21 protein-coding genes are annotated in these 26,675 nt (G+C 65.7%); 15 read left to right on the top strand and 6 right to left on the bottom strand.

Annotation, left to right across the window (positions count from 1 at the left end):
- Positions 1–27: 27 nt before the first annotated feature.
- The 7 genes from PD284_RS22410 (at position 28) to PD284_RS22380 (ending at position 8,409) form a co-directional block, all read left to right on the top strand.
- Positions 28–1,035 carry a DUF2804 domain-containing protein gene (locus PD284_RS22410; RefSeq protein WP_274630327.1) on the top strand — a complete coding sequence of 336 codons (1,008 nt, stop codon included), beginning with the start codon at positions 28–30 and terminating at the stop codon, positions 1,033–1,035.
- Positions 1,036–1,104: 69 nt separating this feature from the next.
- Positions 1,105–2,166 (top strand): ABC transporter ATP-binding protein, encoded by a 1,062-nt coding sequence (locus tag PD284_RS22405; protein ID WP_274630326.1) that lies wholly within the window; start codon positions 1,105–1,107, stop codon positions 2,164–2,166.
- 40 nt (positions 2,167–2,206) lie between these two features.
- On the top strand, positions 2,207–3,448 hold the full coding sequence (locus PD284_RS22400) for an aminotransferase-like domain-containing protein (protein ID WP_274630325.1): 1,242 nt from the start codon (positions 2,207–2,209) through the stop codon (positions 3,446–3,448).
- Positions 3,449–3,455: 7 nt separating this feature from the next.
- The gene (locus PD284_RS22395) at positions 3,456–4,091 is read left to right on the top strand and encodes a glutathione S-transferase family protein (protein ID WP_274630324.1); all 636 of its coding nucleotides are present in this window, start codon (positions 3,456–3,458) and stop codon (positions 4,089–4,091) included.
- Entirely contained in the window at positions 4,088–5,335 is a 1,248-nt protein-coding gene (locus tag PD284_RS22390) for an alpha-hydroxy acid oxidase (RefSeq protein ID WP_411956244.1), read from the top strand. The genes PD284_RS22395 and PD284_RS22390 overlap by 4 nt, the downstream gene beginning before the upstream one ends.
- Positions 5,332–6,948 (top strand): GMC family oxidoreductase, encoded by a 1,617-nt coding sequence (locus PD284_RS22385; protein WP_274630322.1) that lies wholly within the window; start codon positions 5,332–5,334, stop codon positions 6,946–6,948. The genes PD284_RS22390 and PD284_RS22385 overlap by 4 nt, the downstream gene beginning before the upstream one ends.
- A 27-nt stretch (positions 6,949–6,975) precedes the next feature.
- Complete coding sequence (locus PD284_RS22380) at positions 6,976–8,409, top strand: aldehyde dehydrogenase family protein (RefSeq protein WP_274630321.1); 1,434 nt, start codon at positions 6,976–6,978, stop codon at positions 8,407–8,409.
- Between the two features lie 109 nt (positions 8,410–8,518).
- On the opposite strand, the gene PD284_RS22375 is transcribed toward PD284_RS22380, so the two are convergent.
- Entirely contained in the window at positions 8,519–9,046 is a 528-nt protein-coding gene (locus PD284_RS22375; RefSeq protein ID WP_274630320.1) for a Pycsar system effector family protein, read from the bottom strand.
- A gap of 154 nt (positions 9,047–9,200) precedes the next feature.
- Between PD284_RS22375 and PD284_RS22370 the strand changes: the two genes are divergently transcribed.
- Both PD284_RS22370 and PD284_RS22365 read left to right on the top strand, forming a co-directional pair.
- The gene (locus PD284_RS22370; RefSeq protein ID WP_274630319.1) at positions 9,201–12,902 is read left to right on the top strand and encodes a tetratricopeptide repeat protein; all 3,702 of its coding nucleotides are present in this window, start codon (positions 9,201–9,203) and stop codon (positions 12,900–12,902) included.
- A gap of 1 nt (position 12,903) precedes the next feature.
- A complete protein-coding gene (locus tag PD284_RS22365; RefSeq protein ID WP_274630318.1) occupies positions 12,904–14,898 on the top strand; it encodes an adenylate/guanylate cyclase domain-containing protein in 1,995 nt (664 codons plus the stop codon).
- A gap of 16 nt (positions 14,899–14,914) precedes the next feature.
- Here the strand turns inward: PD284_RS22365 and ligD are convergent, their stop codons facing one another.
- The 5 genes from ligD to PD284_RS22340 form a co-directional block, all read right to left on the bottom strand.
- Positions 14,915–17,419: a DNA ligase D gene (ligD, locus tag PD284_RS22360; protein ID WP_274630317.1), complete on the bottom strand. Its 2,505-nt coding sequence runs from the start codon at positions 17,417–17,419 to the stop codon at positions 14,915–14,917.
- Between the two features lie 8 nt (positions 17,420–17,427).
- The gene (gene ku / locus PD284_RS22355) at positions 17,428–18,309 is read right to left on the bottom strand and encodes a non-homologous end joining protein Ku (RefSeq protein WP_274630316.1); all 882 of its coding nucleotides are present in this window, start codon (positions 18,307–18,309) and stop codon (positions 17,428–17,430) included.
- Between the two features lie 305 nt (positions 18,310–18,614).
- A complete protein-coding gene (locus tag PD284_RS22350) occupies positions 18,615–19,223 on the bottom strand; it encodes a glutathione S-transferase family protein (RefSeq protein WP_274630315.1) in 609 nt (202 codons plus the stop codon).
- A 25-nt stretch (positions 19,224–19,248) separates the two neighbouring features.
- Entirely contained in the window at positions 19,249–19,722 is a 474-nt protein-coding gene (locus PD284_RS22345) for an SRPBCC family protein (protein ID WP_274630314.1), read from the bottom strand.
- Entirely contained in the window at positions 19,722–20,075 is a 354-nt protein-coding gene (locus PD284_RS22340) for an ArsR/SmtB family transcription factor (RefSeq protein ID WP_274630313.1), read from the bottom strand. The genes PD284_RS22345 and PD284_RS22340 overlap by 1 nt, the downstream gene beginning before the upstream one ends.
- A 265-nt stretch (positions 20,076–20,340) precedes the next feature.
- Between PD284_RS22340 and PD284_RS22335 the strand changes: the two genes are divergently transcribed.
- The 6 genes from PD284_RS22335 to PD284_RS22310 all read left to right on the top strand — a co-directional run bounded on the left by PD284_RS22335 (position 20,341) and on the right by PD284_RS22310 (position 26,672).
- Positions 20,341–20,892, top strand: a complete 552-nt coding sequence (locus PD284_RS22335) for a winged helix-turn-helix transcriptional regulator (protein WP_274630312.1) — start codon at positions 20,341–20,343, stop codon at positions 20,890–20,892.
- A gap of 45 nt (positions 20,893–20,937) precedes the next feature.
- The gene (mbfA, locus tag PD284_RS22330) at positions 20,938–21,921 is read left to right on the top strand and encodes an iron exporter MbfA (protein ID WP_274630311.1); all 984 of its coding nucleotides are present in this window, start codon (positions 20,938–20,940) and stop codon (positions 21,919–21,921) included.
- Between the two features lie 98 nt (positions 21,922–22,019).
- Entirely contained in the window at positions 22,020–22,703 is a 684-nt protein-coding gene (locus tag PD284_RS22325; RefSeq protein WP_274630310.1) for a fumarylacetoacetate hydrolase family protein, read from the top strand.
- 122 nt (positions 22,704–22,825) lie between these two features.
- Positions 22,826–23,851, top strand: a complete 1,026-nt coding sequence (locus PD284_RS22320) for a BMP family protein (RefSeq protein WP_274630309.1) — start codon at positions 22,826–22,828, stop codon at positions 23,849–23,851.
- A gap of 173 nt (positions 23,852–24,024) precedes the next feature.
- On the top strand, positions 24,025–25,539 hold the full coding sequence (locus PD284_RS22315; protein WP_274630732.1) for an ABC transporter ATP-binding protein: 1,515 nt from the start codon (positions 24,025–24,027) through the stop codon (positions 25,537–25,539).
- Positions 25,540–25,622: 83 nt separating this feature from the next.
- Positions 25,623–26,672, top strand: a complete 1,050-nt coding sequence (locus PD284_RS22310; RefSeq protein ID WP_274630308.1) for an ABC transporter permease — start codon at positions 25,623–25,625, stop codon at positions 26,670–26,672.
- Positions 26,673–26,675 lie beyond the last annotated feature (3 nt).

Below are 26,675 nucleotides of genomic sequence, written 5' to 3'. Positions count from 1 at the left end.
GAGTTTTCCGGAAGAGGTACATCGTAAATGGTAGGCGGAATCCGCAAGACGGAGCGCGAGATCACTGCGCCCGTCGATCTTTGTCGGCCGGACGGCACGCTGAACCCGGCGGCGGTCGGCTGGTCGCGCACGCCGCTGCACACCGCCAATCTCAAGGGCTGGGGACGCAACAAGCGTTTCGAATACTGGTGCGTGACGTCGCCCGATTTCGTCGTGGCGATCAACATCTCGCATGGCGACTACCGCGTTACGCTCGCCGCCTTCTTCCTCGACCTGAAGACCATGGAGACGTTTTCGGAGGCCGAGATCCATTGGCTGCCGCGGGGCAAGGTAACGCCGATGCCGGAGCGGTCGGGCAGCGGCCCGTTGACCGGAACCGGCGACAAGATGCGCATCTCCATGGAGCCGAACGCCGAGGGCACGCTGCTCAGGGCGAAGACGGCGCGGATGGAGGTGGCCATCCAGGCGTTCGAGGAACCCGGGCACGAGTGCATGTGCGTCGTCGTCCCATGGGACAACAAGCGCTTCCAGTACACGCGCAAGGACAACTGCATGCCGGCCACTGGGACGGTCCGTGCGGACGGCCGCACCTACGAGCTGTCCAACGCCTATGCGACGCTCGATCATGGTCGCGGCCGCTGGCCCTATTCGATCGTCTGGAACTGGGCGTCGGGCAGCGGCGTCTCGCGCGGACGCGAGATCGGGCTGCAGTTCGGCGCGAAGTGGACGGACGGCACGCCGTCGACCGAGAACTCGCTGCGCATCGACAAGCGCGTCGAGAAGATCAGCCAGGAACTGGAGTGGACCTACGACCGCGCCGACTGGATGAAGCCGTGGACGATCCGCGGCGACCGCGTCGATCTCAAATTCACGCCGGTCTACGACCGCTACTCGAATTTCGACCGGCTGATCGTGTGCAGCAAGGAACACCAGGTCTTCGGCTGGTTCGACGGCTCGGTGGTCAGCGAGAGCGGCGAGCGGATTCCGGTGGAGCGCATCTTCGGCTGGGCCGAGGAAGTGCATCGCAAGTGGTGAGCAGAGCAAAGCAGGACAGGAACTCCGGCGCATCCGTTGCGCCTGGTCAGAGCTAGAAGGAAAGCGGCGATGAGCACAGTCGACATCAGGGATGTCCGCAAGTCGTATTCGAACCATGAGGTCATCCACGGGGTTTCCGTCCATATCCCGGACGGCGAGTTCGTGGCGCTGGTGGGTCCGTCCGGCTGCGGAAAATCGACTCTTCTGCGGATGATCGCGGGACTGGAGGAAATTTCGGACGGCGAGATCGCCATCGGCGACCGCGTCGTCAACGACGTCGCGCCGAAGGATCGCGACATCGCGATGGTCTTCCAGAACTACGCGCTCTATCCGCACATGAACGTGCGCGACAACATGGGCTTCGCGCTGCGCCAGCGGCGCACGCCGAAGGCGGAGATCCAGAAGCGCGTCGCGGAGGCTGCGCGTATCCTCGGCCTCGAACAGCTGCTGGAGCGCAAGCCGCGCGCGCTTTCGGGTGGCCAGCGGCAGCGCGTCGCCATGGGCCGCGCCATCGTCCGCCAGCCGAATGTTTTCCTGTTCGACGAGCCGCTCTCCAATCTCGACGCCAAGCTGCGCGGCGAGATGCGTTCGGAGCTGAAGGAACTGCACCAGCGTCTGCAGACGACCACCGTCTACGTGACGCACGACCAGATCGAGGCGATGACGCTCGCCGACCGCGTCGTCGTCATGAACGGCGGCAAGGTCGAGCAGGAGGGTCGCCCCCTCGAGCTCTACGACAAGCCCAAGAGCCTCTTCGTCGCGGCCTTCATCGGCTCGCCGCCGATGAACTTCCTCGAAGGCGGCGTCGAAGGCGGGACCGACCTCATGCTCGACGGCGGCGAGCGCCTGGCGCTGCCCGTCGCGGTGCCTGGCGACGGCCGCTTCACGATCGGCGTGCGTCCCGAGCATTTCACGCTTGGCGCGGAAGGCTGGCCGGCGACCGTCTCGGTGGTCGAGCCGACCGGCTCGGAGACGCAGATCACGGCGCGCATCGCTGGCCACCTCGTGCGCGTCCTGATCCGTGGCCGCACCGATGTGAGGCCGGGCGAGACGATCCATCTCGGCGTCCATCCGAGCGATCTGCATGTCTTCGACGGCCGCACCGGCAAGCGGCGCGAGATCGGCATGTAGGGACCGCAACCACCGGCACACATCTTCGAGATCCGCTGACATGACCCCCGAGCCCACCGCCGCCGCCCAGCAGACCGTCCGTTTCCGGAGCGGTCTGCCCGATCCGCTGCCGGTATGGAACGGCCTGCCACGCTTCAACTTCATCGGCGGGCACAACGACCCGGACGCCATTCCGGTCGAAGCGCTGGCGGAGGCCTCGGCGGCGGCGCTGAGGGCGAATGGGCAGTCGATGGCACTCTACAATCTCGGCCACGGGGCCTTCGGCTTCGAAGGACTGCGCGACGAGATTGCCCGCAAGCTCGCCGAGACGCGTAGCATCGAGGTCTCGCGCGCCGGCATTCTCGTCACGTCCGGCTCGGGTCAGGGCCTTGACCTCGTCAACGGCGTGCTGGTCGAACCCGGCGACACCGTCGTCATAGAGGCGTTCACCTATTCTGGCGCGCTTGGCAAGGCGCGCAAGCTCGGCGCCGAAGTGGCCGGCGCGCCGCTCGACGCCGGCGGCCTGGACGTCGCGCGGCTGGGCGACATGCTGGAGGCCATGGCCGGGCGGGGCGTCAGACCGAAATACATCTACACCATCCCGACGATCCAAAACCCGACCGGAACCATCCTCGATTTGGAGCGCAGGCATCGGCTGGTCGAGATCGCCCGCCATCACCGCGTTCCGATCTTCGAAGATGAATGCTATGCCGAGCTGACGTTCGCCGAGCAGGCGCCGCCGGCCCTTTGTGCGCTGGCGCCGGAATCGGTGATCCACATAGGATCGTTCTCCAAGACGCTCGCGCCGGCGCTGCGCATCGGCTACGTCGTGGCCGATCCGGCCATCCTGCGCCAGATCGCGGCCCTGAAGAGCGACGGCGGCACCGGCGCGCTTGACCAGATGGTGGTCGCGGAATACCTGCGAGGCGGCTATCGGGAGCACGTGCGCAGCCTCGTCGACGGGCTCTCGTCCAAGCTGGACGTGATGCTCGACGCGATCCACAGCGAGTTCGGCGCGTCGGTCGACGTCGTGCGGCCGGCCGGCGGCATCTTCGTGTGGCTGAGGTTTCCAGACGGCTTCGACGTGCGCACACTGGTCGCGCCGGCAGCCAAGCGTGGCGTCGTCTTCAACCCGGGGCCGGAGTGGGCCTGCAATCCCGAGGACGCCCGCAATCTCATGCGGCTGTGCTTCGCGCTGCCCAGCGCGGACGACATCCGCGAAGGTGTCGCGCAACTCGCCGAAGTCTGCTTCGAGACGGCGGGTTTCCCGCAGCACCGCGCCAACGTCGCAAGGAGCCGATGAGCCGGCCATGATCGATCTCTACACCTGGACGACGCCCAACGGGCGCAAGGTCTCGATCCTGCTCGAGGAACTCGGGCTGCCGTATAGGGCGATCGCTGTCGATATCACCCGGGACGAACAGTTCGCGCCGGATTTCCTGCGGATCAGCCCGAACAACAAGATCCCCGCCATCGTCGATCACGACAACGGCCTGACCCTGATGGAATCGGGGGCCATCCTCGTCTATCTCGCCGAGAAGGCCGGACGGCTCATCCCGTCGTCTGGCGAGGGTCGGATAAGAACGCTTGAATGGCTGAACTGGCAAATGGGCGGCTTCGGCCCGATGCTCGGCCAGGCGCACCATTTCCTCAAATACAATCCGGGCGTCTCGGCCTATGCCGAGGAGCGCTTCTCAACGGAGGCTCGGCGCCTTTACGGCGTGCTGGACCGCCGCCTTGACGGCCGCGAGTTCGTTGCCGACGAATATTCGATAGCGGATATTGCGATCTGGCCGTGGGTTTCCCGCTTCGAGTGGCAGCGGATCGATCTCAGCGCCTTCCCCAATGTGATGCGCTGGTATCTGTCGATCGCGGCACGGCCAGCCGTGCAGCGCGGCTATCACGTGCCGCTTCACGTCAACGACATACCCATGCCGGCAGAATGAACGCCTCGCCGACATCGCATGAGTCCTTGCCGCGGCCAAGCCGCGGCGCGGCGCGCCGCCTGAAGCGCGCGCTCGCCCTCGACGACTTCCAGAGGCTGGCGCACGGCTATCTGCCGCGCCCAATCTTCGGCTACATCGCGGGTGCCTCCGAGACGAGCGCTTCGGCCCGCGACAACCGCGCCGCTTTCGAGGAATACGCCTTCCTGCCGCGCACGCTGGTCAACGTGTCGAAGCGGAGCCAGAAGACGCACCTGTTCGGGGTCGAATACAACGCGCCCTTCGGCATCTCGCCGGTCGGCTTCAGCGCGCTGTCGGCCTATCGCGGCGACCTCGCCATGGCGCGTGGAGCCGCGCGCGCCGGCATCCCCATGATTATGAGCGGCGCGTCGCTGATCCGCCTCGAGGACGTGGTGAAGGAGGCGCCGAGCACGTGGTTCCAGGCCTATCTCCCCGGCGAACCGGACACGATCCTGGCGCTGCTGGACCGCGTGGAGCGGGCCGGCTTCGGCACGCTCGTTCTGACCGTGGACATGCCGGTGGTCGCGAACCGCGAGAACAATGTGCGCAACGGGTTCTCCGCGCCGCTCAACCCGACGCTGCGCCTGGCCTGGGACGGCATCGTGCGGCCGCGCTGGACGGTGAAGACGTTCCTGCGCACGATCGCGCTGCACGGCATGCCGCATTTCGAGAACTCGTCGGTGGATCGCGGGCCGCCAATCGTGGCGCGCAACGTCGTCCGCCACATGGCCGGCAGGGACCATCTCGACTGGTCGCATTTCGATCTGATCCGCAGACGCTGGGCCGGCAGGCTGGTGATAAAGGGCATCATGACCGCCGGCGATGCGCGCATCGCGCTCGAGCGCGGCGCGGACGGCGTCATCGTGTCCAACCATGGCGGCCGCCAGCTCGATTGCATGCCGTCGCCGCTGCGGGTGCTCCCTGAGATCGTCGAAGCCGTTTCGGGCGCGATCCCGGTCATGATGGACAGCGGTTTCCGCCGCGGGACGGACGTGCTCAAGGCGGTGGCGCTCGGAGCATCCTTCGTGTTCCTCGGCCGTCCCTTCATCTTCGCGGCGGCAATCGCCGGCGAGGCGGGCGTCGCCCATGCGCACCGGCTGCTCGCCGAGGAAATCGACCGCGACATGGCGCTGCTCGGCATCAATTCGCTGGACGAGCTTGGTCCGGATCGCCTGATGCGGATCTCCGGCGCGCCCGCAGCCATGCAGGAGCAACGGTCTCGATGACCACATACGACTATATCGTGATCGGCACCGGCTCGGCCGGTTCGGTGGTTGCCGAACGCCTCTCTGCAAGCGGCCGCAATTCCGTCCTCGTGCTGGAGGCGGGCGGCAGCGACCGGCGCTTCCATGTCCAGATGCCGCTCGGCTACGCCCAGTGCTTCACCAATCCCGAAGTGAACTGGAATTTCCGGACCGAGCCCGACCCCGGCCTCGCCAATCGCGTCAGCCACTGGCCGCGCGGCAAGGTGCTGGGCGGCTCCAGCTCGATCAACGCGCTGGTCTGGATACGCGGACACCGCACCGATTTCGACGACTGGCGCGCCGCCGGCAATGTCGGCTGGGGCTATGACGACGTGCTGCCGGCCTTCAAGGCGCTTGAGGACAATGCGGCGGGCGCCGACGAGTGGCGCGCCGCCGGCGGTCCGGTCCGCGTCAGCGACATCACGAAGTTCGTCCATCCCCTGGCCATGCGCTTCATTGAAGCCGGTTGCGAACTGGGCCTGCCACGAAACCTCGACTTCAACGGCGCCGATCAGGAAGGCATGGGGATCTACCAGCAGAACATAAGCAAGGGCCGTCGGGTGTCCGCGGCGCGCGCCTACCTGCATCCGGCATCGAAGCGCCCCAACGTGCGCGTGGAGACACATGCCGTTGCCACGCGCATCCTCATCGAGCAGGGCAGGGCGGTCGGCGTCGACTATCTCCACAAGGGCAAGCCCGCATCCGCTCGCGCGCGGCGGGAAGTGATCATCAGCGCCGGATCGATCAATTCGCCGCACCTTCTGCAATTGTCCGGCATCGGCCCGGGGCGGCTGCTGGCCGAAACGGGCATCGAGACGCTTATCGCCAACGACAATGTCGGCGCCCATCTGCAGGACCATCAGAGCGTGAACTATGCCTGGCGGTCGCGGATCCCGACCCTCAACCGCCTGCTGAGGCCGTGGTGGGGCAAGGCCTATATCGGCTCCCGCTACCTGCTCACGCGCACTGGTCCCCTCGCCATGAGCTTGAACCAGGGCGGCGGCTTCCTGCGCACAGATCCGGCGTTGACGCGGCCGAACATGCAGATCTATTTCCAGGCCAGCTCGACCGTGCCGCCGCGTCCGGGCGAGCGTGCGGTGCGCGAGATCGATCCCTGGCCCGGCTTCGCCATGGGCATCTCGAACTGCCGGCCGAAGAGCCGCGGCGAGATACGCCTTGCGTCCCGCGACCCGCTTGCCGCCCCGAGGATCACCGCCAATGCGCTTTCGCACGACGACGACGTCGCCGAGATGCTCGAGGGCGTACGCTTCCTGCGCCGCATGGCAGCAACCAAGGCAATGGCTCCCTTCATCGTCGAGGAGGTGCGCCCCGGCTCGTCGCTGCAGAGCAACGATGAGCTCGTCGCCGACATCCGCAGCCGCGCCGGCACGGTGTTCCATCCCGTCTCCACCTGCCGCATGGCGCCGGATGCCGCCGACGGCGTCGTCTCGCCGCGGCTCAAGGTCCACGGCGTGAACGGACTTCGCGTCATCGATGCGTCAGTGTTCCCCAACATCATCTCCGGCAACACCAACGCCGCGGCGATGATGATCGGCTGGAAGGGCGCCGAGATGATCCTCGAAGACAACGCCTGAGCCGCTTCGCAGACAAGGAAATACCGCATGTTGGAATTGCGCCAGTTTTACATCGACGGCCGCTGGCAGGCCGCGCATTCGACCGCCGAGCAGATCCTCATCGACGCCACGACCGAGGAGCCTTTCGGGGTGGTCGCGCTGGCGGATGATCGGGATACGGACGCTGCGGTCGCAGCCGCCCGCGCGGCCTTCCCGTCGTGGTCGGCGACCGACCCTGCGGAACGGATCGCCCTTGTGGAGCGCATGCGCGAAATCCATCTCGAGCGCATCGACGACATGGCGCGCGCGATCTCGCAGGAGATGGGCGCTCCCATCGATCTCGCCCGCAACGCCCAGGCTGCAGCCGGGCCGCGCCACATGGCGAACTTCCTGGCTGCCATGCGGGACTTCGATTTCGTCCAGCCGCTCGGCTCCCACGCGCCGAACGACCGCATCATCATGGAGCCGATCGGCGTGGCGGGGCTCATCACCCCTTGGAACTGGCCGATCAGCCAGATCGCGCTCAAGGTCGTCGCCGCGCTGCTAGCCGGCTGCACCGTCGTGCTGAAGCCGTCGGAGCTGTCGCCGCTGTCGGCAATCGTCTTCGCCGAGATCGTCCACGCCGCCGGCGTGCCGGCAGGCGTCTTCAATCTGGTCAACGGCGACGGGCTTGGCGCAGGCTCGCGCCTGGTCGCGCATCCGGACGTCGACATGATCAGCTTCACCGGCTCGACGCGCGCCGGCATCTCGGTCAGCAAGGGTGCGGCCGACACGCTGAAGCGCGTCGGGCTCGAACTCGGCGGCAAGGGCGCGAACCTGATCTTCGCCGATGCCGACGACAAGGCGGTCGAGCGCGGCGTGCGCCAGTGCTTCAACAACAGCGGCCAGAGTTGCAACGCGCCGACCCGCATGCTGGTCGAACGCTCCGTCTATGGCCGCGCGGTTGAGACGGCGCGACAGGTAGCGGAATCGATCCGCGTCGGTCCGGCAAGCGAAGCCGGGCCGCATATCGGTCCGGTGGTCTCAGCCAGGCAGTACGAGCGCATCCAGGGGTTGATCGAAACCGGCATCGGCGAAGGGGCACGGCTGGTCGCCGGCGGTCCCGGACGGCCGCAAGGCTTCAACCGCGGCTACTTCGTGCAGCCGACCGTTTTCGCCGACGTCTCCAACGACATGACGATCGCCCGCGAGGAGATCTTCGGGCCGGTGCTCTCGATGATCCCGTTCGACAATGAGGATCAGGCGGTGGAAATCGCCAACGACACGCCCTACGGCCTGACCAACTACGTGCAGAGCCAGGACGGGGAGCGCCGCAACCGGCTGGCGCGCCAGCTGCGCTCGGGCATGGTCGAGATGAACGGCCAGCCGCGCGGCGCCGGATCGCCCTTCGGCGGTGTCAAGGCATCGGGCCGCGCCCGCGAGGGTGGCCGCTGGGGCATCGAGGAGTTTCTGGAGGTCAAGTCGATCTCCGGTTGGGCTTAGCGATCCGCTCGCGGGGCTGACCGCGTCGCTCAGCCCCGCCCGTCGCATTCGACAACACCTTCTCCCATTTCCGGGGGAAGGCGGCCCCGGAATACAGAGCCGACGCCTCCTATGAGGACGCCAGCAGCCCGACATAAGAGACGACCGAGACGATCAGGCTGCGGAAGGCCAGGCTGACCGACCGGTATTTCGATCTGTTGATGGCGGCGAGCGCATCGACGTTGCCGAGATACTGGGCGAACAGGTATCCGCCGTCGAGGCAGCCATGCGCCTTGAGAAATGTCTCGCGATTCTCTTTCCATCCGCCCCAGTAGAGCGACGTCGGGCGTGCTCCCTTCCGCGGCAGCACCACCGTGATGGCGGACACCATCGAAATGATGAGCGCCGTTGCAAGCAGGCCGGAAAACAGGCTTGGAAGAATATTGCCCGTCGTATAGCGCGTGATGTTGAATACGCCGCGTCCCTCCGCCGAGGTTACGACAAATGCAAGGGTGAATGTAAAAATGTAGGCGGCTTTCTGGTCCGCAAGTCGAATTTGATCGTAAAAGACGTCATTCACCTTTTTCAGATGATCAAGGTACTGTTCTTCGTCTGCTTTTATCGGAGAGCACATCTCCGCTTCATCTGCACTTGTCATGATCCTCCAGTAATCCCCTGGTGAGAGTGTGGGAGTGATGCAACAACGCCGCCGCAAAATCCAAAGGGGTTTGGGCGGGCGCCCCCGTGACCTTGACCGCCTCCCCGAATTGACAGCATAAGCGAGACAAAAGGGGCACTCAACGACATCCATCATGCGTAAAGGTGTGGCGTCAATCGCGGCAGCCGTCGCGCTTCTGTGGACTTCTGTCGCCTTGGCGGAGCCCGTTTCCCGGGCAAGTCCGGCTGCAGGATCGGTGATCGCGCGCAAGACGGGCGAGGAGGTGCGTTTCATCGACGTCAGCTCCTGGCGCGGGGTCGACATCCACCAGGACCTGCTCGCGGGCGACGAGTTGCGCACCAATGCGCTGGGCAGCCTGGCCGTCCTCTTTTCCGACAACACGCAGGTCCGCCTCGGCCGCAACACCACCATGGTGGTGAAGTCGATCGGCGTCGCCGCGGATTCGCACCTTGCGCTCCAGTCGGGAACGATCTGGGCCCGCGCCGAGCGCGGCGGCGACGGCGTGGTTGTGGAGACGCCGGCCGCAGCGGCGGCGATCCGCGGCACCGACTGGACGATGAGCGTCGACGCCGACGGACGCACCTCGCTGATCGTCCTGGAGGGGCTGGTCGAGCTCTCCAATGAATTTGGCTCGGTCACCGTGGCGCGCGGCGAGGCGGCGTCCGCGTCGATCGGTTCGGCCCCGACGAAGACGATCATCGTCGACCCGGCCGACCGCGAGCAGATGCTGTTCTACCTGTCGTTGCGCAGCAGTTTCGGCGCCATGCCGGCCTCGCCTTTGTCGAGCCCCGACATGCGCCGCGAGCGGGCGCGCGTCGGAGCGATACCGGACAGTGCGCGCAGCGGCGAGGACTGGCTGTCGCTTGCCGAGGTGTCGCTCTCCTATGACGGCCGCGAAGCGGCGCGCAAAGCCGTAGACCAGGCGCGCCGGTCCAAACTGTCCGCCGCGCAGCGCGCGCGGCTCGACCTGATCGACGGCCTCATGGCGGCGTCGGCGGGACGCTATGCGGAAGCCAATGCCCTGTTCGAACGCGCCAGGCCGCGATTGTCGGGCAGCCGCCGCGCCATGGCCGCCTATGGCGGCTATTTTGCGCGCTCTCTCGCCAACCCGGACCATGTCGAACGGCCGCCTGCCGGAGCTGACGGTGGACCCTACGGAGCTATGATCGAGGCCTGGACCGCCGGCTTCCTGAAGGACATTCCTGCGGCGATAGAAGTGATCCGCCGCGCCGAGCAGCGTTTTCCCAACGACCCCACCCTGCCGGCCGTTCGCGCGCAGTTCGCCCTGCTAGTGGATGATCGCGAGCAGGTGAAGGAGGGTGTTGAGCGGGCGCTGGCCCTCGATCCGGAGGACCCGACGGCGCTCGAGGCGCGCGCTAACTACCGCGCCGGCATCGAGGGCGATCTCAGCGGCGCGCTCGACGATTTGACCCGGGCCTCGCAGATTGCGCCGGGCTCCACCAGCATTTGGAATGCGCTCGGCCTGGTGCTGAGCGCGCGCGGCGCGTCACGCGAAGCGGAAGCCGCGCTGAAACGGGCGATCGAGCTCGATCCCGAAGATCCGGTGTCGCGCGCCAACCTCGCCATCATGTATCTGGAGCAGGACCGGCTGAAGGCAGCGAAGGTCGAAATCGACAAGGCGATCGCGAGCGATCCGGCCTTCGACATCGGACTGACCGCCAGGGGTCTCTACCATCTGAAAACCGGCGAGATGGACAAGGCCATGGAGGACCTGTTGGCCGGCTCCACGGCCAACCCGGCCTATTCCCAGGGGCTCCTGCTGCTTGCCGCCGGCTACTACGAGAGCGGCGACTACGAACCGGCCGAACAGGCGCTGGAGAACGCCGACCGCCTCGACCCCAACGACCCCGCCACCGCGAGTTTTGCGACAGCGATCGCCATCAACGACTACGATTCCGATCGCGCCATCCGCTCCGCACAGGAGGCGCTGAAAAGGTCTCGCGCCCGTGGCGGCGACTACGCCTCGGTGAGCGCCAGCCGCGACCAGGGTTCGACACTCAACGAAGCCTACCGCCTGCAGGGTCTCGATGCCTGGGGCCGCTACTATGGCGACGTGGTGTTCGATCCGTTCTCGGCGTCGGCGCTCGTCGACCAGAGCGTCGCCGGCAGTCCCTCGTCCTTCATGCTCGACGGGACGTTCGGCAACCAAATGGGCGAGCCGGTGTCAACGAACCAGTCCTACGGCCCCTTCCTGATGGGGCTGATGCTCGATCCGCAGATGCTTGCGGGCCGCGATCGCAGCGCCAACCTGCTGCGCCGGCCTTTCCTGGAGGGTTCGATCGAGGGTGGGGCGATCGGCGGCGCGGCCGACGGCTGGACCGGCGAGGGCATCGTCAAGGGTTACATGGCCTATCCGTTCCCGATCAGCTTTTATGGCCAGGTGAACGCAAGCGACTCGGAACAAACGCGGACGCCGAGGCCGAATGCGCTCTTCTCAAGCAGTTCGTTCGACCTGAAGGACGACAGCACCGCTGGCACCGGCTACCTCACAGCCAGTCCGACTCCGAACGACCGCATCGTGGCGTACTTCAATCTGCAGGACGTCAACGGCGAACTGCTGAATGCCGAGACCACGCTCACCCAGTCGATCCCATTTGATTATTTACCTGGAACGGACCTCCTTGGTACGGGTTACTCGCGACAGGTCGAGGACAAGACTGGCAACTACGGGCTGGCCTGGAGTCACACGCTCGGCTACCGCAATATCGTCAATGCGGGCATCTTCGCGTCGGGATTCAATCGCGATAGCGTGGAAGCTGGCGGATTTGTTCTGACCGATGGGATCGACGTCGGCGTCCTCGGATTCGGCGAGGTGATCAACACCGATCAGACCTCCTATCTCGCTGCGCTCAATCACACCTACGGGACAGGCGACCTGACGCTACGCTATGGCGTCGAAGGCGGGACGCTGGACCAGAGCCGGTCCGAGCTCTTCGTATTCGCGCCTGGCACCATACTCGAGAACGTCACGACGGACGGCTACGACGTCGGCCTGAACGTCGGCCGCGCCTATGCCGACGCCGTCTACGAGTTCACGCCGACGCTGAAGGCGGAGGCCGGCGTGTTCACGACCTACATCCAGGGCTCGGGCTTCGACGAGCTCGACTTCGAGCCGCGCCTTGGCCTCGCCTGGACACCTGCCGAGGGCCACTGGCTGCGCGCCGGCTACATGCGCGAGGGCTGGCCGATCAATGCCGTTTCATTCGCGCCCGTCGGCATCGTCGGCCTGCAATCGAACCAGATGCCGCTCGACATCGGCGGCTACACCGACACGTTTGCCGCCCGCTGGGAGGCGCAGTGGACGGACCACGTCTTCACCAGCATCGACTACCAGCACCAGCAAGGGCACGATCTCTCCATCCCCGTGCCTCTCTCGCTGCAGGAGGTGTCGCTGAGCGATGGGCGGATCGACCGTGTGAGCGCGACCGTCAACGTCTGGCTCACCCACGGCTTCGGCGCCTTCGGAACCTTCGCCTATGCGGATTCCGAAAACCGCGATCCGGCCAGCATCGGTTTCGGCGGGCCGCTGCCCTTCGTGCCGGAAACGCTGGGGCGCATTGGCGTGACCTGGGTCAACGACCACAACATCAAGGCGACGCTCGCCGCGACCTATGTCGGCAATCGCGTCGACGATACCTCCGTTCCCCTCGATAGCTACTGGACCGCCGACGCCTTCCTCACCTGGGAGCCATTCGATAAGCGTTTCGAGCTGGAAATCGCCGCCTACAACCTGTTCGACGAGTACTTCGAGGTCGACGCCGGCATTCCGGGCTGGGGCCGAACCTTCACCGGCTCGTTGAAGATCAGGTTCTGACATGCTCGCCGTGCGCCGCGCATCCGCGTCGCCGACAGCCGGACGCGCCTGGCAGATCTTGCTGCTCGGAGTGCTGGTCACGATCGCCGTGATCGCGGTTTCGACCACGCCCGGCTGGCGGCTCCTCGACCTTCGCCTCTTCGATTTCCTGTCCACGTACAAGCCGCCCCCGAAGCCGGAAAACTCGCCGGTCATCGTCGCCATCGACGAACCTTCCCTCGCCGAGATCGGGCGTCAGTGGCCGTGGCCGCGGGATCTGCACGGGGAGCTCGTCGCCGCGCTGCGCGCCGCGGGAGCCAAGGCGATCGGCCTCGACATCATCTTTGCCGAGCCGTCCTCGCAGGTCGGCGATTCGGCGCTTGAGGCCGCGCTCGGGCCGGACGTCGTTCTGGCAGGCGACGAGACGGTGGTGACGAGCCCGCACGCGGACCAGCGCGTGCGTGTCGAGCCGCTGCTGCGCTTCCAGAAAACCGGCGCCGTGACTGGCATAGCCTCGGTGCTGCTCGACGCGGACGGAACGGTCCGCCGTGTACCGCCCTATGCCGACGGCTTCGCCTCGTCGCTGCTGGGCGTCGCGGACAAAGGCGCGGTTCCGGCGCTGCCGCCGGGCGCGCTCATCCAGACCTTTGGGCCGGCACGTCACTACGAGACCGTATCCTACTATCAGGCGCTGAGGCCGAACGAGTTTCTGCCGCCCGACTTCTTTCGCGACCGCGTCGTCATCGTCGGGCTTTCCATGCAATCGGCGCCGTCCATCGATGCGGGCGGGGCGGACGCCTACGCCACCTCCTGGACCTTGCGCAGCCGCCACCTCGTGCCGGGCGCGGAAATCCAGGCGACGCTCTACGACAACCTGGCCGGAAAACTGTTCGTCACGCCCGCACCGCTTCCCGCAGTCGCCTTGCTGACCGCGGTCGCTGCCCTGATCGGCTGTCTGGCGGTGTGGCGAGGCACGGGCTGGCCCACCCTGGTATCCGGTATCTTCGCCGTCGCGCTGACCACGATGGTGACCTTCCTGCTGCTTGCCCTGCATCGCGTCTACCTGCCGCCGCTCGGCCCTTCGCTCGCCTTTGCCGCAGTTGCCGCCGTGCAGTCTGCGCGCGACTACGCCGCCGAACGGCGGCTGCGCCGCACCGTCACGCGCGCCTTCTCGCAATATGTTTCCCCGGTGCTGGTCGAACGGCTGGCGGCCGATCCGCAGCAGCTGAAGCTCGGCGGCGAGAGGCGTATGCTGACCATCCTGTTCTGCGACGTCCGCGGCTTCACCACCATCTCGGAGCAGATGAAGGACGATCCCGAAGGCCTGACGCTGCTCATCAACCGGCTGCTCAATCCGCTATCGGACGTGATCCTCAAGGCCGGAGGCACCATCGACAAGTACATCGGCGACGCCATCATGGCGTTCTGGAATGCCCCGCTCGACGATCCCGATCACGCCGTCCATGCCATCCAGGCGGCGGAAGGCATGCTGGTGGCGGTAGAGCGGCTGAACGCAGAGCGGCTGAAGGAGGCGGAAGGGACGGGCGTCACGCCGATTCCGTTGAAGATCGGCGTCGGCATCAACACGGGGCCGTGCGTCGTCGGCAATATGGGCTCCGACTTCCGCTTCAACTATTCCGCGCTCGGCGATCCGGTGAACCTTGCCGCCCGTCTCGAAGGCGAGACCAAGGCCTACGGGGTCTCGATCCTGATCGGCGAAGAGACGGTCAAGCAGATCGGGGGCGGCATCGCGCTGGCTGAACTCGACCGCATCACCGTAAAGGGCAAGAGCCAGGTGGTGGCGGTGTCGACGCCAGTGGCCGCTGCCCAGGAAACGCTCACGAGGCATCGTGCTTTCGTCGCCGACCTGCAGCGCGGCGCAGTCAGGGAGGACGATCCGCGACTTACGAGCCTCGCCGGGGAGCTGCCGCAGCTTGCGGGCTACTATCAATGGGCGAAGCGCCGCGCCGCTGCGCCAATCGTCGATCCGAACAAGACCTTCGTGTCGAGGACGTGATGGCGCCGACAGGCTGTCAGCGCCGCAGCGCCCTGCGCATCTTGTCGAAGTCGGCCCATGCATCCGGGCCCTTCAGCGCGCCGTCGAGCAGCTTGCCGCCCATCGTAAAGTCGTCGGGGCGACGCTTGCCGGCGATCTCCTCCCACGTCACCGGCACGGCTACCGTGGACTTTGGTTTCGCACGGCTCGACCATGGCGCCACCGCCGTCGCGCCGCGGCCGTTGCGCAGATAGTCGATGAAGATGCGTCCCGTGCGCGCCTTCTTAGATAGCGTGGCGGTGTATTTGTCCGGATCGCTCTGCTCCATGGCGCGCGCGAAATCGTGGGCGAACGTCTTCACCGTCTGCCAGTCGGCCTTTGGCTTCAGCGGCACGACGACATGGAACCCCTTGCCTCCGGATGTCTTGACCAGCGCCGGCATCTCCAGTTCGTCCAGCCGCCGCTTCACGTCGAGCGTTGCGGCGCGCACGTCTTCGACGTCGAGGCCTTCGTCGGGATCGAGATCGAAGACGATGTTGTCGGGCTGCTCGAGCATGTCATTGGTCGATCCCCAGACATGGATCTCCACGACCCCCATCTGGACAAGCGCCGCGACGCCGTCGAAGTCGGTCACGTAGAGCAATTCCTCGCCGTCCTGCGGATCCTTGAGGACACGGATGGCGTCGCTCATGCCCTTCGACGCATGCTTCTGGAAGAAGCGCTGCTTCTCGACGCCGTCGGGCGCGCGGACGAGGCTGAGCGGCCGGTTGGCCACGAACCGCTCCATCCTGTCCCACACGCGCTCGTAGTGGTCGAGCAGGTCCCGCTTTGTGTTGCCGGTGTCCGGCCAGAGCACTTTGTCCGCATTGCTTAGTTCGATGGAGGTCATCGGCCGTCCCCCGGCTTTCTCGGCGCGCTCCGCTCGCGCCTTTGGCTTTGCAACGCTTCTCGCATCCTTTGCCACCTCCGCAACCACGTCCCTTGCCGGCTTGTCCTCGCGCAGGCCCTGGAAGGAGGCATGCCGCAGGATGTTGTCGCTGGTCAGCGAGCGGTACTCGACCTCGGCGACCAGTTCGGGCTTCACCCAGACCACCCGCTTGTCGCGTGCCAGGTCCCCGCCGAAAGGAGCCTTCGCGGCCCTGATGCCGTCCAGCCGGTGCTTCAGCTCGTTGCCTTCCTTGAGCGAAAATCCGGTCCCGACATTTCCGGCGGGCCGGAGCTTGCCGTCCTCGTGATATCCCATGACCAGGGACCGCAGCCCGCGACCGGTCTTCTCCGAGGGCAGGTAGCCGACAATGACGAACTCCTGCCGCAACGTGCATTTCGCCTTGATCCAGTCGCTGCCGCGGCCGCTGCGGTAAGGCGCGTCCGTGCGCTTGGAGACGAGCCCCTCGAGGCCCATTCGGCAGACATGCCGCAGCATCTTTCCGCCAGGCTCGCTGAAATGCTCGCTGTAGCGCAAGGCGCCCGACCGCGTGTCCTCGCCGAGCAGGAGCCTCAGGCGCTCCTTGCGCTCGGCAAGCGGCTCTTCGCGAAGATCGACGCCATCGAGAAAGAGAAGGTCGAAGGCGTAGAAGATCATCCTGTCAGGACGCCGTTCCGACAGCGCCTGTTGCAGTGCCGAGAAGGAGGACTGGCCTCCCTCGGCCAGCACCACCACCTCGCCATCGATCAGGGCGGTGTCGCAATCGAGTGGCTCGAGGGCTTTCGCGACGCTGTCGAACTTCGGGGTCCAGTCGAGACCGGTGCGCGTGAGCAGACGAACCTTGCCGCCGTCGAGACGGGCCTGCAGGCGATAGCCGTCGAACTTCACCTCATGCACCCATTCCTCGCCTTCGGGCGGTGAGCTGGCCAACGTCGCCAGGCAAGGCGGCACGAAATCCGGCAATTCGGCGCTGCCCGCCGCACGCTTCGATCGCGCCTTTGTCTTGGCAGGGGCTGCCTTGATGCGCGGTTTCGATCGGGCGGTCTTGCCTGCAGCGATCTCCTCGATGGTGAGGCCCGACTTCACCGATTCCGGCGCATCCGCGACAATATCCTCGCCGGGGCGGGCCGCGGCGTCGTCGGCTTTGATGAGCAGCCAGTTCTCGGTCCGCTCGCCGGCCCGCGGCTTGAGACGCACCAGATGCCAGTGGCCGTTGAGCCTGCCGCCCTTCAACTCGAAGCTGATGTGGCCCTTCCTCATGCCGAAGTCGGCGTCGAACTCCGGAACCCATGTGCCCTCATCCCAGACGATGACCGCGCCAGCCCCATACTCCCCCTTCGGAATGTTGCCTTCGAACGAGGCGTAGTCGAGCGGATGGTCCTCGACATGGACAGCCAGCCGCTTCTCGGAAGGGTCGAGACTGGGACCGCGGGTGACGGCCCAGCTCCACAGCACGCCGTCGTGCTCCAGCCGCAGGTCGTAGTGGAGCCGTGTCGCGGCATGCTTGTGCACCACGAAGATGCCGCCGTTCGACCGCGACCTTGCGCGCGCCTTTCCGGAGGGTTCCTTCGTCTTGCGGAAGTCGCGCTTGGCGCGATAGGCCTCGAGCCGCTCCATGCCGTCGACTACCGGGCCTTGTCGCCGCGCGACCGTGAGGCGGTACCCTTGCTGCTAGCCTTGGGGGACGCCCGGCGTCCGGAAGACGCAGGCTTGCCTTTGTCGTCATCCTCGCCGGCAAGGCTCTTCTTCAGCGCGTCGAACAGGTTGACGACGTTGGAGGGCTTGTCGGGCTCAGCCTTCACGATGCGAGGCTTGTGGCCGGATTTCCTCGCCTTGACGAGCTTCAGCAGGGCGTTCGCGTACTCGTCCTCGAAGTCCTTGGGATCGAACTTTCCCATCTTCTTGTCGATGTAGCTGGTCGCCATCTCCACCATGTCGGCATCGGGCTTGTCGTCCGGAATATCCTCGAAGATGCTGTCGGGCTGGCGCACGGTCATGTCATAGCGCAGCGTCGTGAGCAGCATGCCCTTGCCGAACGCCTCGATGACCGCCGGCCGCTCACGGCGATAGAGCACGATGCTCGAGAGCCCCGCCATCTTGCGCTTCTCCAGCGCCTCGCGGATCACGGCGAACGCCTCCTCGGAAACCTTGTCGCCGGGGGTTAGATAGTAGGGCGTGTCGAGGTAGATCGGGTCGATGCTCGACTTGTTCACGAAGGTGTCGATCGCCAGCGTGTGCGAGGACTCGATCTGCACCGCCTCGATATCGTCGTCCTCGATGAGCAGGAACCCGTCCTCGCCGGTTTCGTAGCCGCGTACCTCCTCGCCTTCCTTGATCGGCTTGCTCGTGTCGGCGTCGACATACTGCCGCTTGACCCTGTTGCCGGTTTCCCGGTTGAGGATGCGGAACGAAACCTTCTCGCCCTGGGTAATTGCGCTGGACAACTCGACCGCGCATGTCACCAGCGACAGTTTCAGATACCCTTTCCAGGCTGGACGCGGCGCCATTGGCCGAACTCCCCTACCGGATACTGTTACAGACTGTCGCCTTGCACTGCGACAGGGGGCAAAACGCCAGCGATCGTACACGGTTCCAGCCGCGAAGTCGTGTGCAACCTCCCGTCAAGCGGGAATCGTCTTCTGGGCGGGCTTCCGGAAGTCCGGATCGAGCGGGGTCGGCTCTGGGCTGGAAGTACATGGGTTTCTCGATGTGCCGCGATGTACCCTCAGTAGGTCTCGCATTTGCGGCGTGCCTGGAAGATCAGCCAGGACCCTCACGCAGGCGGCCGGGGCGTGCCGAATGGGCCGTTGGGTCAAGCACTCCAGCTTGGACGGCTGCGCACCCGCTGCAGCCAGGCCGCCACATGTCGTGTGTCGCCAGGCACGTTCATCCCGAAGAAGTCGCCGAGCCAGGCGACCACGCCCGCGGTGATGTCGGCGACCGAGAAGAAGTCTCCGGCGAGGAACGGACGCCCGTCCGCCAGCTCGCGGTCGAGCCAGCGCCACTTCTGCGGCGCCAGTTCGCGCTGCGTCTCGGCGAAGGCCGGAAACTGGGTGAGGCGCTCCGCGAACATCGGATCAGAGTGGAGCGCGACGTTGCCGACGGTGCCGAACAGCTCGATCTCGGCCCGGCGGTTCCACATCTCGACCCTGGCCCGCTCCAGCGCCGTGCGTCCAAACAGCGCCGGCTCCGGGTGCAGTTCCTCCAGATAGCGGCAGATGGCGATGCTCTCTGTGATCACCGCGCCGTCGTCGAGCTCCAGCACCGGGATCTGTCCGAGCGAGTTCAGCTTCAGGAACTCCCGCGATTTGTGCTCGCCCTTCATCAGGTCGACCTCTACCAGAGGCAGGTCGATGCCCTTCTCCGCCATGAAGATGCGTACGCGATAGGAATTCGGCCCGATGCCGCAATGAAGTTTCATTGTCTTCCTCCAGATGTAGAGTGGCTCAGGCCGCAGCGCGGCCGCGGTCCAGCTCGTCCCCCAGCTGGTCGAGCATGTGGCTCCAGCCGGCCTGATGGTTCTCGGGAACGTCCTGGCCGTCGAGGAACACGCCCTGTTCCGTCATCACCATCCTGCAGCCGCTGCCGGCCGGGTGGAACTCGAGCGTGAGCACTCCCACGAACAGCAGCTTGTCGCCTTCCGTCATCTGCCCGGTCGAGACGATCCGCTCGTCCTGCAGGATGTCCTCGTAGCGGGTGCGGTTGAAATAGACGGGACCGCCTGCCGGCCCGAACCGGGTCACATCTCCACCGCCGACCCTGAACTCGAAACGGTCGAAGCTCATGTCCCAGTCTTCGCCCGGCGATCCCCACCGCAGCAGCGCCTCCGGATCGGACCATGCAGCGAACACGCGCGATGGCGAGGCGTCGTAGGTGCGCTCGAGCACGATGGTCGAGTGATTGGCGGATCTTGCGGTCATCACGTTCTCCCTTTGCGTTTGTCACCTGCGTCCTGGGTGGCGAGGTAGTCGCCAAGCTTGTCGAGGCGGCGTTCCCAGCTCCGTCGCCTGTCGCTGATCCATTTCTCCGCCCGGCGGAAGGCTTCCGGCTCGATGCGGCAGGTGCGCACGCGACCAACCTTCTCGCTCCGCACCAGGCCGCTCGCCTCCAGCAACTGCAGATGCTGCACGATGGCCGGGAGGGACATGTCGAACGGCTTCGCCAATTCGCTGACCGAGGTCGGCCCCTGCGACAACCGTTCGACCATGTCGCGCCGTGTCGGATCCGAGAGCGCCTGGAACATCAGATCGAGCTGGGCGGTGTCGTGCAGCATATGCGGCTAGGATCTCATTACTGAAGAAGTTGCTTAAGTATTGGGAGGGTGGTATGCCGATGTCAAGCTTAAGCAACTGCTTCAGTGAATTCTCTCGCGCAGGTAGCGCCGTCGCCGTTCGCAGAGAGGTGTCGGGTTTAGGGACGGCAGGCTCGCGCGTCGACAGCTTGAGCACCGCATCAGTCTCCTCTAAACTGATTGCGTTCCAAAAGCAGTATCACGAAACTGCTTGTCAAATGCAATCGGTTTTTCAAGCGAGGCGCTTGTGGCGGATCATGCTCATCGTTCGGGATGCCCGATCAACCTCTCCGTCGAGGTGTTCGGCGACCGCTGGAGCCTGATCGTGCTGCGCGACATGATCTTCGGGGGAAAACGGCATTTCCGCGAGCTGATGCGCTCCTTGGAAGGCATTTCGTCTAACATCCTGGCCGACCGGCTGAGGGCGTTGGTGGAGGCCGGTATGCTGACGAAAGCCAACGATCCGACCCACAAGCAGAAAGCGATCTACAGCCTCACCGAGATGGCGATCGGGTTGGTGCCGATCATGGCGCATCTCGGAGCGTGGGGCCGTCGCTGGCTGCCAGTCAGCGAAGAGCTCGGCATTCGGGCGAAGCTGATGGAGGAGGGCGGCCCGGCGCTTTGGGAAGAATTCATGCAGGATCTGCGCGAGGAGCATCTCGGCGCGCGCCCCTCTGCGAGGCGATGCGGCCCGACTGTGCGTCGACGGCTGCAGGAGGCCTATGAGGAGGTCGTGGCGCGCCAGCGCATTGCCCGCGTGGCCTCAGAAAGTCGCGACTCGGGCATCGTTGACGATTGATCATGCAGCCCTTAATTTAGAATCATTCTAAATTAGGAGTGGGCAGTGCTCTCGCGTGTCTTCGGCTTCGGCCGCCGATCGTTCGATTCCCTTTCGGAACAGGAGATACTCGCGCTTGCGATCTCGTCGGAAGAAGACGGCGCCCGCATCTACCGCGCCTATGCCGACGGCCTCCGCGACCAGTTCCCGAACTCCGCCAAGGTTTTCGATGGCATGGCCGAGGAGGAAGACCGGCACCGCGCGTCGCTGATCGAGCTCCACAGAAAACGCTTCGGCGAGCGCATCCCGCTGATCCGGCGCGAGCACGTGCGCGGTTTCTACGAGCGCAAGCCAGACTGGCTGGTGCGTCCGCTTGGCATAGACAAGGTGCGTTCGCAGGCGGAGGAGATGGAGCGGCAGGCCGAGCGCTTCTACGCCGCAGCGGCAGCCCGCACCGCGGACGCCTCGACCCGCAAGCTGCTGGGCGACCTCGCCGCTGCAGAAAAGGGACACGAGTCGCTGGCGCGGCGGCTGGAGGCGAGGCATGTCCCTGAGGATGTCCAGGTGGAGGAGGCGCATGCCGAACGGCGGCAGTTCATCCTGACCTACGTGCAGCCCGGCCTCGCTGGCCTGATGGACGGTTCTGTTTCCACGCTCGCTCCGATCTTCGCCGCGGCCTTCGCCACCCAGGACACCTGGCAGACCTTTCTGGTTGGCCTTTCCGCATCTGTAGGCGCCGGCATCTCGATGGGTTTCACGGAAGCCGCCCATGACGACGGCAAGTTGTCCGGGCGTGGCTCGCCGGTGAAGCGCGGCCTGGCGTCGGGCATCATGACGGCCGTCGGCGGTCTCGGCCATGCGCTTCCCTATCTCATTCCGCATTTCGCCACCGCCACCGCCATTGCCGTCGCCGTTGTCTTCGTCGAACTCTGGGCGATCGCCTTCATCCAGAACCGCTACATGGAGACGCCTTTCCTGCGCGCCGCCTTCCAGGTTGTGCTGGGCGGGTCGCTTGTGCTGGCGGCAGGCGTTCTGATCGGAAACGCCTGACGCCTCCGATCCTGTGCAGTCCCTTGTCCGGCGGGTTCCAACCGCAGGAGATTTCTCGTACAGGGGCGCAGGCCAGACGCAGGAAGGGCGGCAACGAGATGAGCTTTGTCATTGCAGCGCCGGAGACGGTTTCGCTTCCCGTTGTCGGGACGGCCGACCGCTTCCCGATCCACAGGGTCTATTGCGTCGGCCGCAACTATGCGGCGCACGCCGTCGAGATGGGGCATGATCCCGACCGCGAGCCTCCCTTCTTCTTCCAGAAAAATCCGGACAACCTGTATGCCGGCAGCGAGTTTCCGTATCCGCCGGCCACCAGCGACGTGCATCACGAGGTCGAGCTGCTGGTCGCGTTGAAGGACGGCGGCGTCGACATCCCTCTCGACCGGGCGCTGGATTGCGTGTTCGGCTACGGCGTCGCCTTCGACATGACGCGTCGCGACCTGCAGGCGAAGGCCAAGGACATGGGTCGGCCGTGGGAGGTCGGCAAGGCTTTCGAGCACTCGGCGCCATCCTCGCCCATCGTGCCGGCCACGGCGATCGGGCATCCGGCGCGTGGCGCGATCTGGCTGGACGTCAACGGCGCCCGTCGGCAGACCGGGGACCTCGCGCAGATGATCTGGAAGGTGCCGGAGATGATCTCCTACCTGTCGGGCCTCTTCACGTTGCGTCCGGGAGACGTCATCCTTTCCGGCACCCCTTCCGGCGTCGGTGCGGTGAAGCGCGGCGACCGTCTCAACGCCCATGTAGATGGTGTCGGAGACTTTGAAGTGACCGTCGCCTGACGCCGGAATCCCACGCCGCCAACAGGCAGCCCGATTGCTGCTCGGGCAGATTTCTTCTAACGTTGACCAAACGATAAAAACACCGGGATTGCCCGTAAAACTGTCCAACCAGAGGTGGTCGAATGCCCAACATCGCCAACACGATTTTCGGCGCGCCGTCGCGCCGCACGCTCCTCAAGGCTGCCGGCGCCGGCACGGCGCTTGCCGCACTGGGCGGCCGCGCTTTCGCGCAGGAAAAGCTGAAGGTCGCGGCCATCTATACGGTCCCCTTCGAGCAGCAGTGGGTAAGCCGGCTGCACAAGGCGGCGAACACGGCCAAGGAGCGCGGCGACATCGAGTATGTCGCGACCGAGAACGTGACCAACACCGACTACGAGCGCGTCATGCGCGAATATGCCGAAGCCGGCAACAAGCTGATCCTCGGTGAGGTCTTTGGCGTCGAGGATGCGGCCCGCACCGTCGCCAAGGACTATCCCGATGTGGCCTTCCTGATGGGGTCGAGCTTCAAACCTGATGCGGCTCTGCCGAATTTCGCGACTTTCGACAACTACATCCAGGACGCGTCCTATCTCTCCGGCATCATCGCCGGCGCCATGACCAAGTCGAAGAACATCGGCATGGTCGGCGGCTATCCGATCCCGGAGGTGAACCGGCTGATGAACGCCTTCATGGCCGGCGTGAAGGAGAGCGCGCCGGATACGAAGTTCCAGGTTTCCTTCATCGGCTCGTGGTTCGATCCGCCGAAGGCCAAGGAGACCGCCTTCGCTCAGATCGACGGCGGTGCGGACCTGCTCTACGCCGAGCGTTTCGGGGTTTCCGACGCCGCCAAGGAGAAGGGCGTCCTGGCGATCGGTAACGTGATCGACACGCAGGCCGAATACCCGGATACGGTGGTCGCCTCCGCGCTGTGGCACTTCGAGCCGACGCTCGACCACGCGATCGCGCAGGTGAAGGCCGGGACGTTCAAGGCCGAGGACTACGGCCTCTATTCCTTCATGAAGGCCGGCGGCTGCAGCCTGGCGCCGCTCGGCACCTTCGATGGCAAGGTGCCGGAAGAAGCCAAGGCCAAGGTTGCCGAAAAGGAGAAGGCGATCAAGGACGGCTCCTTCACCGTCGAGATCAACGACGCCGAACCGAAGTCGAGCTAACGCTGACATCCCTCCCCCTTGAGGGGAGGGTGGCCGCGAAGCGGCCGGGTGGGGTCGCCGCGGACGTGCGCCGACCTCATCTTGACCGCAGTCTTGGAAAGAAAGGACGCCGAGCCCTGCCGCACGGACCCCACCCGGCCGCTTCGCGGCCACTCTCCCCTCAAGAGGGAGGGATCAACCCCGTCCTTTGTCTCTCTTCGATCACCAAGCGCTTCGGCGCGCTGACGGCGAACGACGCCATCTCCTTCGAGCTGGCGCGTGGCGAGGTGATCGCCCTGCTCGGTGAGAACGGGGCGGGCAAGACGACGTTGATGAACATCCTGTTCGGCCACTATGTGGCGGACGAGGGAACGGTCGAGGCCTTCGGCAGGCCGTTGCCGCCCGGCGATCCGCGCGCGGCGCTCGACGCTGGCATCGGCATGGTCCACCAGCATTTTACGCTCGCCGAGAACATGACGGTGATGGAGAACATCACGCTCGGCACGCAGCCGCTGTGGCGCGCGCGGCTGGACCGCGGCGCGGCAGCCGGGCGCATCGCCGAACTGTCGAAGGACTTCGGCCTCTCTGTCGATCCTCGTGCTGTCGTCGCCACGCTATCCGTCGGCGAACGGCAGCGCGTCGAAATCCTCAAGGCGCTCTATCGCGACGCGAAGATCCTGATCCTCGACGAGCCGACGGCGGTGCTGACGCCCGCCGAGACCGACGCCTTGTTCCGCACCCTTAAGCTGCTGGTGGCAAAGGGGCTTTCGATCATCTTCATCTCGCACAAGCTGAATGAGGTGATGGCCGTTTCCGACCGCGTGCTGGTGCTACGCGCAGGCAAGCTGTCGGGCGAGCGCCGAACGGCGGAAACCGACCGCCGGGAGCTTGCTGTGCTGATGGTCGGGCAGGAGGTGGCGCCGCCAGAAGTCGCCACCGCCACGCCGGGGGGGCCGCTGCTGGTCCTCGAAAACGTGTCCACGGCCCGCCGCGGGACCGGTGCGGTGCTCGACGGCGTTTCGCTGACGCTTACCGGCGGCGAGATCACGGGTCTGGCGGGCGTGTCGGGCAACGGCCAGGCGGCGCTTGCAGCCCTGCTCGCCGGCACCGAGAAGCCGGTCGCCGGCACGATCCGGGTCGGCGGCAACGCACCGGCCGACTGGTCGCCGCGCGCCGCGCTCGGCGCCGGCATTGCCCGCATCCCCGAGGATCGGCACGCGGTCGGCAGCATCGGCGACATGAGCGTCACCGAAAACGTCATCGGCGAGCGCTATCGCACAGAGCGCTTCAGCCGGCGCGGGTTTCTGGACTGGAAGGCCGCCCGCAGCTTCGCCGAGGAGCTGATCCGCGACTACGACGTCAAGTGTCCGTCGCCCGAGGCGCGCATACGGCTCCTGTCCGGCGGCAACATGCAGAAACTGATCCTCGGCCGGGCGCTCGATCCCGACCCCATCGTCATCCTCGCCAACCAGCCGACGCGCGGCCTCGACGTCGGCGCAGTCGCCTATGTGCACAAGCGCCTGCTCAAGGCGCGGGCGCGGGGCGCCGCCATCCTGCTGATCTCGGAAGACCTGGAAGAGATCCTGGCGCTTTCGGACCGGGTGGTCGTGATGTCGAAGGGGCAGCTTTCGGCGCCGTCGAAGCGTGGCGAGCGGACGGTAAGGGAGTTGGGTGAATTGATGGCGGGACATGCGGAGCAGGCAGCATGAGGTCGATGTGAGCACCCCCATCTGTCCTGCCGGATATTTCCTCCCCACAGGCGGAGATCGGCAGCTTTGGCCACGAGGCGTCCATGCGGCTTGAACCGAAACCCGCGCCGTCGCTAGGCAAGCTTTTGCTATATCCGGTGGCGGCGATCCTCGTCACCATCGTCATTGCCTCGCTGCTGGTTCTGGCGGCAGGCGCATCGCCTTTCAACGTCTTCTACCTGGTCGCCAAGGGTGCGGCCGGCTCGCAGTTTGCGCTGGTCGAGACGCTGACCCGCGCCACGCCGCTGATCTTCACCGGTCTTGCCGTTGCCGTCGCCTTCCGCGCAAAACTCTGGAACATCGGCGCTGAGGCGCAGCTCTACATCGGCGGAGTGGTGACGGTGGTCCTGGGCACGGGCGCGCTGCCGCTTCCATCCGTCATCCTGCTCCCCGTCATCATGTTGGCCGTGATGGCTGCCGGTGCATTACTGCTCCTCGGACCAGCCGTGCTCAAGACCCGCTTCGGCGTCGACGAGGTGGTCACCACGCTACTGCTCAACTTCATCGTGTTGCTGTTCGTCTCGATGCTGCTCGAAGGCGTGCTGAAGGACCCGATGGGCCTCGGCTGGCCGCAGTCGCAGAAAGTGATCGCCGAGGCGCAACTGCCGCGCATCATCACGGGCAAGCGACTCCACTACGGCTTCGTCGTCGCGCTCGTCGCCGCGGTGGCGGTGTGGGTCGTGATGAAGAAAACCGTGCTGGGCTACGAGATGCGCGCCGTCGGCCACAATCCCGAGGCCGCGCGCTTTCTCGGCATTCCGGTCAACGGCGTGCTGATGAAGACGGCCCTGCTCTCCGGCGGCCTGGCGGCGCTCGCCGGCTTCTCGGAAGTGTCGGGCCTCAAGGGCAACCTGACGCTCGATCTGTCGCCCGGCTTCGGCTACACCGGCATCGTCGTCGCCATGCTGGCCATGCTCAATCCGCTGGGCGTCGTTGCATCTGCGATCTTCGTCGCTGGCATCTTCGTCGGCGCTGACGCCATGAGCCGCGCTGCCGGCGTGCCCAGCTACATCGCCGACGTCATGGTGGCGACGGCGCTACTGACCATGGTGACCGCCATGCTGCTGGTCCGCTACCGGGTGAAGTGGAGATAGGCC

This window comes from Mesorhizobium shangrilense, from assembly GCF_028826155.1.
GTDB lineage: Bacteria > Pseudomonadota > Alphaproteobacteria > Rhizobiales > Rhizobiaceae > Arvimicrobium > Arvimicrobium flavum.
This window is presented reverse-complemented; position numbering and strand designations above follow the sequence as displayed.

What these genes read in the sequence shown, in the direction of transcription:
- PD284_RS22385 (WP_274630322.1), top strand. Translation starts at nt 5,332, where the DNA reads ATGACCACATACGACTATATCGTGATCGGCACCGGCTCGGCCGGTTCG.
- PD284_RS22325 (WP_274630310.1), top strand. Translation starts at nt 22,020, where the DNA reads ATGAGCTTTGTCATTGCAGCGCCGGAGACGGTTTCGCTTCCCGTTGTC.
- PD284_RS22310 (WP_274630308.1), top strand. Translation starts at nt 25,623, where the DNA reads ATGCGGCTTGAACCGAAACCCGCGCCGTCGCTAGGCAAGCTTTTGCTA.
- PD284_RS22395 (WP_274630324.1), top strand. Translation starts at nt 3,456, where the DNA reads ATGATCGATCTCTACACCTGGACGACGCCCAACGGGCGCAAGGTCTCG.
- PD284_RS22405 (WP_274630326.1), top strand. Translation starts at nt 1,105, where the DNA reads ATGAGCACAGTCGACATCAGGGATGTCCGCAAGTCGTATTCGAACCAT.
- ku (WP_274630316.1), bottom strand. Translation starts at nt 18,309, where the DNA reads ATGGCGCCGCGTCCAGCCTGGAAAGGGTATCTGAAACTGTCGCTGGTG.
- ligD (WP_274630317.1), bottom strand. Translation starts at nt 17,419, where the DNA reads ATGGAGCGGCTCGAGGCCTATCGCGCCAAGCGCGACTTCCGCAAGACG.
- PD284_RS22340 (WP_274630313.1), bottom strand. Translation starts at nt 20,075, where the DNA reads ATGCTGCACGACACCGCCCAGCTCGATCTGATGTTCCAGGCGCTCTCG.
- PD284_RS22345 (WP_274630314.1), bottom strand. Translation starts at nt 19,722, where the DNA reads ATGACCGCAAGATCCGCCAATCACTCGACCATCGTGCTCGAGCGCACC.
- PD284_RS22375 (WP_274630320.1), bottom strand. Translation starts at nt 9,046, where the DNA reads ATGACAAGTGCAGATGAAGCGGAGATGTGCTCTCCGATAAAAGCAGAC.
- PD284_RS22380 (WP_274630321.1), top strand. Translation starts at nt 6,976, where the DNA reads ATGTTGGAATTGCGCCAGTTTTACATCGACGGCCGCTGGCAGGCCGCG.
- PD284_RS22365 (WP_274630318.1), top strand. Translation starts at nt 12,904, where the DNA reads ATGCTCGCCGTGCGCCGCGCATCCGCGTCGCCGACAGCCGGACGCGCC.
- PD284_RS22350 (WP_274630315.1), bottom strand. Translation starts at nt 19,223, where the DNA reads ATGAAACTTCATTGCGGCATCGGGCCGAATTCCTATCGCGTACGCATC.
- PD284_RS22370 (WP_274630319.1), top strand. Translation starts at nt 9,201, where the DNA reads ATGCGTAAAGGTGTGGCGTCAATCGCGGCAGCCGTCGCGCTTCTGTGG.
- PD284_RS22400 (WP_274630325.1), top strand. Translation starts at nt 2,207, where the DNA reads ATGACCCCCGAGCCCACCGCCGCCGCCCAGCAGACCGTCCGTTTCCGG.
- PD284_RS22410 (WP_274630327.1), top strand. Translation starts at nt 28, where the DNA reads ATGGTAGGCGGAATCCGCAAGACGGAGCGCGAGATCACTGCGCCCGTC.
- PD284_RS22390 (WP_411956244.1), top strand. Translation starts at nt 4,088, where the DNA reads ATGAACGCCTCGCCGACATCGCATGAGTCCTTGCCGCGGCCAAGCCGC.
- PD284_RS22320 (WP_274630309.1), top strand. Translation starts at nt 22,826, where the DNA reads ATGCCCAACATCGCCAACACGATTTTCGGCGCGCCGTCGCGCCGCACG.